The sequence below is a fragment of the uncultured Fibrobacter sp. genome (genome assembly GCF_937877005.1).
Lineage (GTDB): Bacteria > Fibrobacterota > Fibrobacteria > Fibrobacterales > Fibrobacteraceae > Fibrobacter.
Window position 1 is genome coordinate 1 of record NZ_CALEFV010000167.1, and the last position, 15,003, is coordinate 15,003.

Genomic DNA, 15,003 nt, shown 5'->3' on the forward strand with positions numbered 1-15,003 from the left:
CGTCACCCAGCTGCTCCGCCTTCCACGGACGGTGCGGTTCGAGCGAATGCGTCGTGAGAATTAACGGGCACTGCAGAAGACGGCTAGCGAGCACACCGCCAAAGTGGCTGTACCACGTATGGCAATGAACCACGTCGATATCCTTGAGCGAAGCCGCCCACTGGAGATCAATATCGAGCGGCTTGAAAATTTTCTGGAAGCGGTCGTCTTCGGGATTGAGCCCGAGCTTGCGCGAAAAGCCGAGTGCACGAACATTGTTTTCGTCGACATTCTGCACGCCAAAGCAGCGGGCCTCGACATGACAAAGCTTTGCAAGTTCCTGCGTAAGGAACTTAACATGGATGCCTGCGCCGCCATAAATTTCCGGCGGAAACTCGTTAGTAAGAATAGCTGCGTTCATGAAACTAAACTCCGTTTTACATGCATAATTATAAAAAAACACCCCGCCCATTCGGACGGGATGTCAGGAGTGAGTGTGGAATTTCTAGAAATTCTTGCACTGGCCTTTCCAGTTGCCCGGCTGGCCGATAATCGCGCCATCGATGTACTTGCCGCTCGTGCCGACGAAGTCTGCCTTGCGGAAGTCTTCGCCACCGAGGTGCCAACGCATCCAGGCAACCGTCGCAGCCATACCGCCCCACGGGCCAGAACCGTGACCCCATCCGCATTCGCCCTGCTGGCATTCGTTGCCCTGACCGCCGGTCATCTTGAGGAGGCACGCAGGAGCTCTGACGCCCTGGTTGTTGTAGTCCGCTTCGGCATTCGGACGTTCCATGCCGCCTTCGCCGTACACAATGCCAATCGTCTTGTTCGGAGACACATAAGACATTGCAGTATGGCCCAGGTCGCCGCTGTTGTTGAGCATGGCCGTAATCACGCGGTCGTCCTTGATGAGCATCTGCTCAGATTCGAGACCGCCCATGGAGTGGCCGGAGCAGCCCACCTTGGTCATGTCGAGTTTATTGTACAACGGATCGTTCGGATCTTTGTTCTTGCTTTCAAGCCAATCAAGGGCTGGCTTGCCCTGGCTGGCATCACCCGGAGATTGAGGAATAGCAACCACTACAAAACCGTGAGAGGCCAAGCGCTTGATGATTCCACCATAGTCCTTGGGGTCAGAGCCGCCACCTGGGCCCCACATCACGACAGCGTGCTTCTGGGTCTCGGACAGCTGTTTCGGATAAGCAAGGATCTTGCACAAGTTCCTGTGCTTGTCATTATCCCAAATACAGGGTTCGATATTCTCGATGTATTCGATCTGCATCTGGTCCTTGTTCTCGTCGGTACCTTCGGCAAGGAAGACGCCATCTTCGACCTTCGCTTCACTCGAAGAGGATTCTTCGACGACGACTTCGCTCGAGCTGGACAGCAGCCCCGGACCCACTTCGCCTTCGGAGCTGCTAGATTCGCCAGGCATCACGTCAGGATTACTGACAGGATCCGTGTTCTGGCTTTCCGTCCCCCCGTCCAAACTTCCATTGAGATTTTCAGCATCCGGATTAACAGCCTGCCCCGCGTTGAAATCGGATCCCTGCTGATTTAAGGGATCCTGCGACGGATCTGTTACTGTCTGACCGGGATTGGTCGGATCCGTGAGAACATCACCACTCCCTTGCTGTTCTCCAATCTGCTGTTCCGCATCCGAAATTGCGGCATTTACCGTATCGGAAGCATCATTACAGTTGACCAGGGCAAAGGCGGCACCGGCAATCGCGAGGCCCTTCACCATCCTCTTGAGAAGCTGCGACTTCATTCTGAACTCCTTTTGTCCCAATACACCTTTTTACATCCCTAAAGATACCTTGCAAAAAAACAAAAAAACTCCCCTCAAGAGGAGTTTTCGTGGACAAAATGTCAATAAGGAGTTTCTTTTATTAATGAGTTAAAATCTACTTTTTGGACGAATTGATGGTCGCCATGAACTCGGCGCGCGTCTTTTCGTCGGTCTTGAACCGGCCCAGAAGCTGCGTCGTCACCATGGTCGCACCGGGTTTCTTGACACCACGCATTGTCATGCACATGTGGCTAGCCTCGAGCACCACGGCCACGCCCTTCGGGTTCAATTCCTTCTGGATCAGTTCCGCAATCTGGCGAGTCATGCGCTCCTGTATTTGCGGAAAGCGCGCATAGAATTCGACGACTCGCGGAATCTTGGACAGGCCAACAACGCAGTCACCCGGAATGTAGGCTACGTGCGCACGACCGGTGAACGGCAAAAAATGATGTTCACACATGCTTGCAAATTCAATATTCGGCACAACGATCATCTCGTCGTACTTTTCATGGAAACGCGTCTTGAGGATATCTTCGGCGCGAGTCTCGCCAGAAAGGCCCGTCATGAGCTCGGCATACATTTTTGCCACGCGCTTCGGCGTGTCAAGCAATCCTTCACGATTCGGGTTTTCGCCCATTCCTTCCAGAATCAACCGGAAGCCGTCTTCCATTTTCTTGAAATCCATCATGGAGCCAAAGATAGCAAAAACATTGCCGCGACAAATCCACGACCGCGCTACAGCAATTCCTCGAGCGTCTCGAAGAGTACGTCGGGCTCTACCGGCTTGCTCAAGTGCGCATTCATGCCCACCTGCAGGCTCCGCTGCACGTCTTCGTCAAAGGCGTTTGCCGTGAGCGCAATAATGGGAACCTTCTTGGCGTCATCGCGATCCAGCTTGCGGATGGCGGCTGTCGCTTCCAGGCCGTCCATTTCGGGCATGCGTACATCCATAAGGATGGCATCGTAATAACTTTCGGGATGGTCGCGGAACATTTCCAGGGCCTTGCGACCGTTTACGGCCAGTTCCACCTGCAAGTCCCGCATCTTCAGCACTTCCATCATGATCTGCGCGTTGACATCCATGTCTTCGGCAAGGAGAACCCGCTTTCCGGCAAGTTCCGCCTTGTTCTTCGCAAGCGAGGTGTGTTCCTTCTTGCGCCGGAGGGCGTTCTTAAATTCGTCCAGCAGGATTCCCGAGAACAATGGCTTAGAAATGAAGCAGTCCACGCCGGCTGCCAGGGCCTCGTCCAGGATGTCGTCCCAGTTGTAGGCCGTCAATATGATAATGGCGGACTCGTCGCCGGTCACCTTGCGGATTTCGCGCGCCGTCTCGATGCCGTTCATCTCGGGCATCTGCCAGTCAATCACAATCAGGTTGTAGGGCTCGCGTCTCGCGTGGCGGAGTTTCGCCATCTCCACCGCTTCCTTGCCCGTAAGCACCGTGTCGGTGAGGATTCCCGCCTTGCCGAGCACGAGTTTCGCGTGCCCCAGGGCAATCTCGTCGTCGTCCACCACCAGCACGCTCATTTCGCTCGGGTGGATTTCGATTTCGTCGTCGGTCGCCTGCTTGCGCATGCTGTCGTTGAGGGTGAGCGTCACGCAGAACGTGGTCCCCTTGCCCTTTTCGCTTTCCACATCGATCTTGCCGTTCATCATGTCGACGATACCCTTGGTAATCGCCATGCCGAGGCCACTGCTGCCGTACTCGAAAGCCGTGGTGGCGTTTTCCTGGGTGAACGTGTCGAAAATCTTGGGCAGGAATTCCTTGCTGATGCCGATACCGGTATCGCTAATCTTGAAGACGAGCGTGGACTTGTTGTCGAACGCGGCAATCTTTTCCACATTGAGGTCGATGTTTCCGCCCTTCGGGGTGAACTTGACCGCATTGCCCAGGATGTTGATGAGAATCTGGCGAATCTTGGTGACGTCGCCGACGTAGTAGTCGTCCAGGCTGCCCGCCACATGGCACGAATAGTTCAGGCCCTTGGTTCGGCTCTGGTCGTCGATGATAGTGTTCACCTGCTCCAAAAGCTTGGGGAACGAGAACTCCTCGCTGTTGATCTTGGTACGGCCACTCTCGATGCGGCTCATGTCCAGAATCTCGTTGATGAGGCTCAGCAGGTGTTCTGCGGAGGAGCCGATCTTTTCCAGGTAGCCGCGCGTCTTCGACGAAATCTCGGGTTCGTGCAGCGCAAGGCTGTCGAGGCCGATAATCGCGTTCATGGGCGTGCGGATTTCGTGGCTCATGTTGGAGAGGAATATGGTCTTCGCCTTGCTCGCCTCTTCTGCCGTCTTGAGCGCATCGGAAAGCGCCTGGTTCTTGGCAAGGGAATCGCGCATTTCCTCGTCGATATCGGAAAATCCGAAACCTACAATGCGGAGCGGTGCATCCGGGGCGTCGCCGGCATTGTGCACGCCCGCCATGCGCAGCATTTCGTAACTTTCCTTGCCGCCATGGTTTGCCAGGTAGCGCAAGGTATAGATCTTGTTCTTCGCGACACCCGCGCGCACGTTTTCGGGCTGTATAAAAGCGAGGAACTTTTCGCGAGATTCCGGTGCGACAAACTTTTCGGCATAGGTTTTGAAATTTTCCAGGTAGCCGATTTCGTCCCCTTCCTTGAAAGGTGCCGGAACGGAGCCGTCCTTGCGGTAGCATATCGCCATTCCGGTATCCAAGTTCAGGTAGTAGACGCTGCGGTAATCTGACGCTAGCGCGGTAATCATGTTACGCTGTTCGTTCCTCTTGCGTTCTTCTTCAACTAACTTCTGCTGGAGCGCAAGCTGTTCTTCCAGTTTTTCCTGCTTGATGCGGCTTTCGGCATCGGCCACCTCTTTTTCTAACTTGAGTTGAGAGGTACGCCTGATTTGCATGAAGAGGAACAGGAACACGGTCAAGAGCACTAGCGCGATAATTCCGGATAGCAGAAGGCTGCGTTCCAAAATGTCTTCCGAAATGGAACCGATTTGCTCGGAGATGACGCTTTCGCGGATAAGGTAGGTCAGCATCCAGTCCGTAGAATGGATGGGAACATAGTACATAGTTTCACGGATGCCGTTATACTCGAAGGAAACGACGCCCGCCTCGTGGTTCGCGAAGTCGGAACGCATCTTTTCCATGGAGAAGCCCTTTTCGAAGCTGGCTTTTTCCATGGCGGCAAGCAGATTGTCGCCGCTCGCAAGCCCACCTAGCACCAGGTTCGTAAGCGAATTGCCTGCCTTCGAGTAGATGTTGCAAAATGTAATTCCCTGCCGGTCGGATTCCAGCGAAATACCTTCCAGCATGCGGTTCATGTCGATTTCCATGAAGCACACGACCAAAACCCGACCATTAAAGGCAAGACGGTCCACAGGCACGGCAATGACAACAGTCTTCTTTTCTTCACTGTTTTTCTTTAATGAAATTTCGGATTTTGCCAGGGTCCTGTAATCGAAATTATAGAGATCAATGTCGGTGCGCGTACCGCGGGATGTGTAGATGAGACCCGCAGTGTCCACGAAGGCGAACTTTTCTAGACCGTACAGTTGCTTCATGCGGAGCTGGTAGCTCTGCAAGCTTGCGGTACTGGCGAGGTCTTCTTTTGAAAGCAGGCCCACCGCCACATCTAGGTCGTTGATGTAGCCGTTCAATTTCGACGCCACCACCTGTTCGCGGCGGTTCGCGAGTTCGTTCATAAAGAGGAGCGTCACGTTGCGCACGGCCTTTTCCGTATCTCCGCTCGCGTGGCGACCCGTGAAGATTGTCCCCAGCACAAGGATGATAACGATGATGGGGGCCACGATAGTGGCGATACTTACAATCCCGATTCTTTTTTTCGTTTCCATAACATTGTCCTGTTAAAACTTTACCGCACCCACTGCGCAAGGGTCTTAATCATGTTTTTTACATCTACGGGTTTTGCGATGTGTGCCTGCATGCCCGCATCTTCGGCGGCTTTCACGTCTTCGGCAAAGGCATTTGCGGTCATGGCAACAATGGGAATTCCCGCAAGATCCTTATTTTCAAGGAGCCGGATGTTCTTGGTGGCGGTATAGCCATCCATGACAGGCATCTGGATATCCATGAGAATCAGGTCGTAGTAGCCGGGAGAGGATTTTTCTACCATCTCTACGGCATCCTTTCCGTTTTCGGCGGTTTCTACAGCAAAACCCATCTGCATAAGGATCATCTTTGCAATTTCCAGGTTCACCAGGTTGTCTTCTACCAAAAGCGCGCGTTTGCCTGCAAAGGAAACTTCGCTGGTGGCACTTTCGTCGGATTCTTCGGGCTTGTCGCCGCCAAACTTGAGCAGGTCTTCTTCGGTGGCGAGCCTGAACTTGACCCGGACAATGATTTCGGTACCGTTCCCGAGAGAGGTGATGACCTCGATGGTGCCACCCATCATGTCGACAATGCTCTTGGTAATGGCAAGACCAAGTCCGGTTCCCTCTGTGCGGCTATTGGTGGAACTCCGTTCTCGCTCGAATGCAGTGAAAACTTTTCCCACGAAGTCCTTGGACATACCAATACCCGTATCCTGGATTCGGATTTCGTAGAAACCGTAGCCATCGTCACCTGCGGCCACTTCCCACAACGATACATTGACATTTCCATTTTCAGGTGTAAACTTGAAGGCATTGGAAAGTACATTCAACAGCACACGGTTCAGATTTTTCTTGTCGCACCAAACTAGGCGATTTTTCACCTGCGAGAGATGCAACTTGAAATTGATTTTTTTCTGCTTCATCTGTTCAACGAACAAGTCCCGGATATTCTCGAAAATCTTGCACAGGTCTTCGGGAGAAAACTCCAGTTCCACCTTGCCGCTTTCGATACGGCTCATTTCCAGGATGTCGTTAATGAGGGTCAGCAAGTGCTGGCTCGACATGTCAATCTTTTTCAGGTAATTGCGCAGGTTTTCGGTGGCAGGCTCCTTCATGGCTAGATTGGTGTAACCGATGATGGCGTTCATGGGCGTGCGGATATCGTGACTCATGTTGAAAAGGAACTGGCTCTTGGCAAGGCTCCCTTCTACGGCGCGGATTTTTTCACGCTCCACGAGTTCGTTCTTTTTGCGTACCTGATTCTGCACGTACAGCATAACGACTAGCCCAACAAATACAATGGCGAGGAGCACGACGCCAGTAAAGACCAGCATGTCGCGGGAAGCGTCGTCGGGGGCTTTTGCATACAGGAGCTTTGCCACCCACATGATGGCGGAATAAAGGAGCAGGGCAAACAGCACCACGCCGGAGATGGACATGCCGCTGTATTCGGCGAGGGAACTCCGGCGAATGGTGCTCCAGTAAAAGACAAAGCCCAGCAGGCACCACAGCGACAGGAGCAAGAAGGCGGCGGAACTCATTGCCTCCATGGCGGCAAGCCTGGGCACAAGCTGCACCACCACGAAGATAATGGATATGATAGTGCCGATACCGCCGGCCACACGAACTTTGGAGTTGTTTTCGGTCTTTGCAATTTTCCAGGCCGCAGCCGATACATAGCCGAACCCTACAATGGCGCCGAAGGATGTCAGGTCTACAAACCAGTTCAGCGTGTTTCGGCCCAAAAGCGCAAGCACAATGGAAATGACCATGATGAACAGAATGCTGTTGGTGGTCTTCGAGAATCCGTCAGAAAGGATACGGTCTTCGGCCATGGTGGAAAGGATGCGCACGATGGCGCGGTAACCGCCTATAAGCCCGGTCAAGATGGCGGCAACGGCAGTGATTCCCAGGACCACAAGGCCAAAGGGCCCCATAATCTCCTTTACCCCGTAGAAAACGGGCACGGAAACGACCCCTTGTAGCGTGCCGATTTTGGAGACATAGTCACTCCAGGAGCTGAATCCTTCTGGAACAACGGCCACTCCTACCAGTGCAATCGATATGTACGAAATAGCGGCCAGGATAATGGCGATGGCGATAATCCACTTGGTCTTTGTGGGCGAAAAATTGAAGCGGTAGGTCTCGAAGCAGGCCACGTCAAAGCCCACGAAGGCCCACGGGGCAAGAATCACCAGGCTGAAAATGCCGTAAAACGGGTTCAGCCCTGCCGTACCGAAAACGGGGCCGTTGGTGAGTGCGCCGGTAGCGAGAGCCTTGGGCAGGCAGATAATTCCGATAATGACAATTCCTATGAACAGAATCAGCGCAAATATGGTCTGCAGCTTGTGCAAGATTCCCTTCAGGAGCAAGAACAGGGTTCCGACCATGGCGAGGCTCACCACAGATACCATGGCCTCGGTAAGGAAAACCTTGTGCCCCGCTACCGTATAGCTGTACCCGATTTGCAGGGCGTCGCCCAACAGGAGCCTTGCCACGATAAACAGCGCGGTTGCGTTCAGGAAAACGACGGTCAGGTAAGAAAGGCACAGGAACCAGGAACTGAGAAAGGCGTGGTCGCGGCCGAAGGCTTCCTTGGCGTAGGCGTACACACCGCCGGGCTGGCCGTTTCGTCCCATCAGGTAAGAGAAATTGTAGCCGATCACCAGCATGATGGCCATACCTGCCAGCATGGTGATGAGGGTTCCCAACGGGCCCGCCACCGGAAGGAACGTGGTCCCCGGCATCACAAATATTCCCCATCCGACCATGACACCGAAAGCCATGCCCCAGACGTCTAGGCGCGACAGATACTTGGAAATAGCAGAATTCTTGTCTTGCAACATATCTATTTTCTATTCTGGGCGGTCCAGATGAGTTCTTCGAGAGTCTGGTACAGGTGTTCCGGTTCCACAGGCTTAGAAAGGTGGGCGTTCATGCCTACCTGCAGGGAGCGCTGCACGTCTTCGTCGAAGGCGTTTGCGGTCATGGCCACGATGGGAACCTTGCGGGAGTCGCTCCGGTCCAGGGCGCGTATGGCCCTGGTCGCTTCCAGACCGTCCATTTCGGGCATGCGGATGTCCATCAAGATGGCGTCGTAGAAATTTTCGTCGCTCTTGGCGAACATGTCCAGTGCAATCTGGCCGTTTACGGCGTGATCGACAATGGCGTCTTTTACCGTCAACAGCTCCTTCATGATTTCGGCATTGATGAGGATGTCTTCGGCCAGCAAGATATGCCGCCCGGCGAGGCTTGCACGGCACTTTTTCTTGAAAAGGTTCATGTTGTTTCGACGGGCGACACGTTCGAACTCATCGATGACGTTGCTTGCAAAGAGCGGTTTCGCAAGGAAACTGTCCACCCCGATATGCAGCGCCTCGTCCATGATTTCGTCCCAGTTGTAGGCGGTAAGGATAATCACCGTAGTCTCGTTGTCGTAACGTTCACGGATCTTTTTCGCCACTTCCAGGCCGTCCATGTTGGGCATTTTCCAGTCCAGAAGCACCAGGTTGTAGGGCTCGTGCTTGGCGTGCTTTACCTCCAGCATCTGCAGGGCTTCTTCGCCGCTGGTGCTGGTGTCCGCCTTGATGCCCGCCTCGTCCAGCACGAACCGCGCGTGTTCGCAGGCGATTGCGTCGTCATCGACGACCAGCACGCTGATGTCGCGCAGGTTCACGTGGTCTATCGACACTACCTCGTGGTCGCAGTTCTTGAGGGTCACCACCACCGTGAATACGGAACCTTCGCCTTTCTTTGACTTTACCGAGATAGAACCGTTCATCATTTCCACGATGTTCTTGGTAATCGCCATGCCAAGCCCTGTGGAACCGAACTTGTTCCTGCGGCTGGAATCTTCTTGGGTAAAGGAATCGAACACCTTCGGAATAAACGATTCGTCCATGCCGATACCCGTGTCCTTCACCTCGAATTTCAGGGTACTCTGGTCTTCGAACTGCGCAACCTTGGAAATGGTAAGGGTGATGCTCCCGGGGGCTTCGGTAAACTTGATGGCGTTACTCAAGATGTTGATGAACACCTGCTTGAGCTTCATATCGTCGCCGATAAAGTAGTCGTCAACATGGCCCTCGATGTGGCATTCGAATTTGAGGCCCTTGTCCGAGCACTGGGACATGACCATGGTGTTGATCTGTTCCAGCATTCCGGCAAAGGAGAACTCCTCCTTGCGCATCACCAGCCTGCCGGATTCGATTCGACTCATGTCCAGAATGTCGTTGATGAGCCCCAGCAGGTGCCGTGCACTCCCGCCAATCTTTTCCAGGTATTCCCGGGTCCGCTCCGAGATGGCCGGGTCTCTCAGGGCTAGGCTGTTGAGGCCGATGATGGCGTTCATGGGCGTGCGGATTTCGTGGCTCATGTTCGAAAGGAAGGCCGTCTTTGCCTTGCTGGCCTCTTCCGCCGCATCCAGCGCTTCGCCCAGGGCCTGGTTCTTGGCCATGGAATCCCGCATTTCGGCATCGATGATGGTAAGCCCCATTCCTACCGCATGCACCATGTGATCCTTGCGGTCTTCAGGGTGATGCACCCCTGCCATGCGGATCATCTCGTAGTATTCCTTGCCGTCCCGGCGGGCCAGGTAGCGGTAGGCAATCAGTTGTTCGTTCTGGAGCGCCTCGCGGATGTTCGCGGGCTCGATGAAGTTCAAGAAACCTTCACGATATTTTTCCGTAACGCAGTTGTTGCCGTAGTCCCGGAACCGTTCCAGGTAGGGGAAATGTACCCCTTCGGCATGCTGGTGGTGGTCTTCGGGGTCGCCGCGGTAGCATACGGCATCGTCCTTGTCGAGGTCCACGTGATAGACGCTTCGGTAGTCCGAGGCCATGGCGGTAATCATGCTGTCCAGCTGCGCCCGCTGTTTTTGGCCTTCCAACAGCTTCAGTTCAATCTGTTCGTGCTTTTCGGTAATGTCCGAAATAAAAACATAGTAGAGTCCGCCGTAGTTTTCGCTGTCGGCGTAGTGACCGTAATCGTCTACCCAACGGAGCTTTCCGTCTTTGCGCTTGATGCGGTACTCGACATAGTCCAGTTTTTCGCTTGATTTTACGATTTGCTCGTCGATAGAGGACTGAATTTTTTCGTAATCCTCGGTGTAAACCATGCCCTTGAAGGTGAAACCGGTCAGTGACTTGAATTCGTCCAGGTCTCGGCACCCGAAAATATCGAACACCGTGTGGTTTGCGTATAGCAGTTCGCCATCACCTTGAGCCTTGTAGATGAAGAATCCACCGGGCATGTAGCGCCCGATGTCTTCCACGATGGACATGTTCTTGTCGTTCAGCTTGAAGTGGTTGAACATGGCGACAACCTTTAGGCTAAGTTATTATGCGCACAGCTCCGACAATTTATCACGGAGAGTTAGCAGTTCCGAAACCATTCCGCGATAGTCCATTTCCGTTCGGTTCCGCAAAGGTTCCGTAATCTTTACGGCCATGTCATACATCGGTGTCAGGGCTAGGTTCCCGAGCGCACCTTTCAGGGCGTGAACAGCCTCGAAGGCTTCGTCCAAGTTGTTGTTTTCGATAGACGACTTAAGTCGATCAAAGTTCTTTTCGGCAGGGATTGTCGCAACCAGCCGCAAGTACAAGGCCTCGTTGCCCATACAGCGGCCAAGACCTTCCATGGTATTTGCTCCAAAGTCTTTCAGTTTTTCGATAGTAATCACGGCTCGTTTCTCCTGTATTCAAGTTCCTTTTCTATAAACGGCACAAATTCCTCTGGCGGAACCGGCTTCGAGAAGTAGTATCCCTGAATAATATCACAGCCCATCTTCTTGAGAATGTCGAGCTGCGACTGCGATTCAACGCCCTCGGCAACTGCGGGAATCTTCATGAACTTAGCAATATCCGTCACCAGTTCCACCAGTTTCAGGTTGCGTTCATCCTTTTCCATATTGCGGATAAACGACATGTCGATTTTCAGGATATCGATGGGAAGCGTCGTGATCATATTCAGCGAGGAATACCCCGTACCAAAATCGTCCAACTCAATGCGGAAACCAAGTTTTCGCAGGTTCTCCACGACATCGATTAGCCTACTCATGTTTTCGGAGTAGGCACTCTCGGTCACTTCGAGCAGATAATCCGCAGGAGAAAGCCCGTTAACATCCATAATACGCTTCAGTTTCGGTTCAAGTTCCGGATCCAGAATGTCTATGCGCGACACATTTACCGATACCGGAAGAATGGCTCCGTACTGCTCCTTCCACTTGCGAATCTGGATGGCGACCTCGGTCCAGACAAAGTTGTCCACCTTCTGGATAAGCCCATTGGATTCAAAAAGCGGGATAAAATCGCCAGGGCTAATAAATCCAAGCTTCGGGTGTATCCAACGTACCAGTGCCTCGGCACTCGCCAGGCGAGGCACATCGCCCGTTATGTTATACTTGGGCTGGTAATACACCTTTAGGTCGTGATGGTCGATAGCTTCCTGTAGGTCGCGGATAAGCGTTTCCTCGTAAACGCGGCGAGAGTGCAGTTCGTTGTCGTAGCGAGCAAAGGCTTGAGTAAAGTCTCCACGGTTACTGTTGCAGGCAGTCTTTGCACGGTCGAACCATGCCTCAATTTCTACATCACGGCTTACATTTTCCCAGAGCCCATAGCGGATGCGCACGTTGCTCATCTTGAAGAACTCCGAAATCACCTTGCCAAGAGCTTCCTGCAATGCCGTATAGTCATCCTGATGGGCGCTAAATATGTAGAAAGTATCGGCATCCGCACGACAGGCAATGGCGTTCATGGGCGAAAGTTCCTTCCGCATAGTCTCGCCAATCTTTGCAAGCAGGTGATCGCCAAAGGGGCGACCGCAGAACTCATTCACTAGATGGAACTGTTCGACATCAAATACCAGTGCATCGCGGGGAATGTCACTACTCCAGAGTTCAATCTGGCGGATGTATTCAAAGAAGTAGTCCCTAGTATAAAGACCCGAAATGCTATCGCGTTCCGTGTGGCTGATAAGGTTCTTGTCCTCGAACAGCTCGATGATGCGCCTGCAACGGGCAATAATCACTTCGGGCATGTCGTAGGGTTTCTTGATAAAGTCTGCCGCACCGAGTTCAAGGCTCCTGACTTCGGATTCCTTTTCCGATGTCATCACAATGACCGGAATACGCTTGAGCCGTTCGTCATCATTCCGATGGTTCAAGAATTCAAAGCCGTCCATGACCGGCATCAGCAAGTCCAGAAGCACGAGCGAGTAGGCCGCCCCCTGATGCGATAGCCTATCCAGAGCCTCCTTTGCATTATCTACGCAATCTACCTCGTAAATATCCCTCAGAATGTTGCACAGGATTTCGCGATTGACCAGTTCGTCATCGACAATCAGGATTCGCCGTTTCAGGGAGCTGTACTGTCTCATCTTTTCCATAAACGCCTCTTTCCCCTAAATATAACACAAATAACAAATATTTTACGAAAAAAGTGTCCCAGACGCATGTCGTCCTCAAAATATAGAGTATATTACAAGCGATAAACGAGGTGTATATGAGAGCAAAGTCTATTCTCGCGATCGGTCTCGCCCTTTCGGCAATCCAGGCGTTCGGTGCCGTTTACTACGTGGCCACCGATGGCAGCGACAACAACGCCGGTACAAAAGCAAAACCCTTCGCGACGCTCAACAAGGCGAATACCGTTGTGCACGCGGGCGATACCGTCTGGATTCGCGGTGGCATCTATGATCTGCGCGATACGGTCTTTTTCGAGCGTTACAAGATGACTGCGGCAATCGTCCTCACGGCAAGTGGCGAGAGCGACGACAACCGCATCCATTACCTGGCCTATCCGGGCGAGCGTCCGATTTTTGACGGCGCAAACCTCCCCGTGGCCGCAGGTACGGACCATAGCGACGGCACTCCCGAAGGAGCGATGTACACGTCGCCCATCGTGATTTCGGCAAAGTACCTGCACTTGAAGGGTTTCGAGGTGCGGAACACGCCCATGAAGCACAACTCGAATTCCGGCGTTTTCCTTTACGCGAGCAAGCACATCTTCTTGGAGCAGATTGACAGCCACCATAATGCGGGCCCCGGATTCTTCGCGAACGACGGCGCACCGGATGGCGGTGGGCACATCTTCTTGAACTGCGACGCGCACGACAACTACGACCCCTTGGGCTGGCAGGGCGACGGCGAAAATGCCGACGGCTTCGGCGCGCATTACCAGAAACCCGGCGAGGGCGATACCACGAAGTTTATCGGGTGCCGCGCCTGGTGGAACAGCGACGACGGATTTGACTTCATCAACCAGGAATTCCCCGTGGTGCTCGAAAACTGCTACGCCATGGGGAACGGCTACAGCGATTACGGGCTTGGAAACCCGAAGAACGGCAACGGGCACGGCATCAAGATGGGCGAAAGCACCCTCGGCGGCGGGCGGCATATCATCAAGTTCTGCGCCGCCTGGAAAAACAAGGCGACGGGCTTTTACGCGAATTACACCGGCGTGGGCAGCAAGTGGCTCAACAACACGTCGTACATGAACAAGGACCGCGAATTTGCCATGGCGTCGACGCTCTTCGATTCCGAAGGGAACCGCATTGCCGAGGTGGCGCCCCTCACCGGCGATAACGCGCACGTGCTCAAGAACAACATTGCCTTCCCGAACAAGAATTCGCAAGTCGGGGAGTGCTGGGAGTATATACCGAGCCAGAACATCGACCGTTATGTGGAATGCCCTGCCGGCGAAAACAACACGTGGAATTTGAAACTGGATTTGACAGAAGATGATTTTGAGAGTCTCGATGACCCGAGCATGACCGTGACCGGCAAGGACCTCTCGACGATTCCGGGAATCTTGGGCCCGCGCAACGCCGACGGCAGCTTGCCCAACGTGGGCTTCTTGAAACTCAAGAAGGGGAGCCGCGCCATCGACAAGGGCGAAGATCTCGGATTCCCGTTTGTGGGCGAAGCGCCCGACCTCGGCGCATTCGAATACGGAATGTCGAGCAGTTCTGTGGCGTCATCTGGTTCTGTTGCCGAATCATCTTCTGGAACGGCACGAATCATGCCGCAAAGGATGCCCGACGGCGAAAAGCCCGCCCGCAAGGGCTACCGCGACCTCAAGGGCCGCCGCTACGAAAAGCTGATCCGCTACCGCGTGATGTTCTAACACCCCCTATTTACCCGCCTTTTTTGCCCGTTTCCTGTGGAACGGGCGTTCTTTTTTGCCCGTAATTGTGTATTTTTCTGTAAAAACAGACGCACCGCGAGGTGCAGTTTTGAGGTATCTATGAAAAAACTCGTGATTGTGACTTATGTGCTCCGTGCGCTGGGTTTTGTGCTGGTACTTTTGATGCTTTTCGGACACAGCATTGTCTTGAATTTGTTCCCTGGGCTCGAAGGGCGTTCGATCAATCCGATATTCTATACGGGCGTGGCCTGCTACGCCGTGGGTGCAATTATCCATTTCTTTATC

9 protein-coding genes and 1 pseudogene are annotated in these 15,003 nt (G+C 53.4%); 2 read left to right on the plus strand and 8 right to left on the minus strand.

All coding sequences use genetic code 11. The features are described 5' to 3' along the window. The 8 genes from Q0628_RS08010 to Q0628_RS08045 form a co-directional block, all read right to left on the minus strand. A partial coding sequence (locus Q0628_RS08010; protein ID WP_298769881.1) for a glycosyltransferase occupies nucleotides 1-400 on the minus strand: 400 nt, incomplete at its 3' end. A gap of 84 nt (nucleotides 401-484) precedes the next feature. Then, nucleotides 485-1,753: an alpha/beta hydrolase gene (locus Q0628_RS08015; RefSeq protein ID WP_298769883.1), complete on the minus strand. Its 1,269-nt coding sequence runs from the start codon at nucleotides 1,751-1,753 to the stop codon at nucleotides 485-487. A gap of 136 nt (nucleotides 1,754-1,889) precedes the next feature. Next, on the minus strand, nucleotides 1,890-2,462 hold the full coding sequence (folE, locus tag Q0628_RS08020) for a GTP cyclohydrolase I FolE (RefSeq protein ID WP_298769885.1): 573 nt from the start codon (nucleotides 2,460-2,462) through the stop codon (nucleotides 1,890-1,892). 47 nt (nucleotides 2,463-2,509) lie between these two features. Next, nucleotides 2,510-5,596, minus strand: coding sequence for a response regulator (locus Q0628_RS08025; protein WP_298769887.1), 3,087 nt, complete (start codon nucleotides 5,594-5,596; stop codon nucleotides 2,510-2,512). A 20-nt stretch (nucleotides 5,597-5,616) separates the two neighbouring features. Beyond that, nucleotides 5,617-8,421 (minus strand): amino acid permease, encoded by a 2,805-nt coding sequence (locus tag Q0628_RS08030; RefSeq protein WP_298769889.1) that lies wholly within the window; start codon nucleotides 8,419-8,421, stop codon nucleotides 5,617-5,619. Between the two features lie 2 nt (nucleotides 8,422-8,423). Then, entirely contained in the window at nucleotides 8,424-10,889 is a 2,466-nt protein-coding gene (locus tag Q0628_RS08035; RefSeq protein ID WP_298769891.1) for a PAS domain-containing hybrid sensor histidine kinase/response regulator, read from the minus strand. A gap of 24 nt (nucleotides 10,890-10,913) precedes the next feature. Then, on the minus strand, nucleotides 10,914-11,255 hold the full coding sequence (locus Q0628_RS08040; protein ID WP_298769893.1) for an Hpt domain-containing protein: 342 nt from the start codon (nucleotides 11,253-11,255) through the stop codon (nucleotides 10,914-10,916). Further along, entirely contained in the window at nucleotides 11,252-12,958 is a 1,707-nt protein-coding gene (locus Q0628_RS08045) for an EAL domain-containing protein (protein ID WP_298769895.1), read from the minus strand. Before Q0628_RS08045 ends, Q0628_RS08040 begins: the two co-directional genes overlap by 4 nt. A gap of 116 nt (nucleotides 12,959-13,074) precedes the next feature. On the opposite strand from Q0628_RS08045, the gene Q0628_RS08050 reads away from it, so the two are divergent. After that, nucleotides 13,075-14,697: a right-handed parallel beta-helix repeat-containing protein gene (locus Q0628_RS08050; RefSeq protein WP_298769897.1), complete on the plus strand. Its 1,623-nt coding sequence runs from the start codon at nucleotides 13,075-13,077 to the stop codon at nucleotides 14,695-14,697. A gap of 120 nt (nucleotides 14,698-14,817) precedes the next feature. Beyond that, nucleotides 14,818-15,003: pseudogene (locus Q0628_RS08055) on the plus strand (hypothetical protein); the annotation flags it as partial.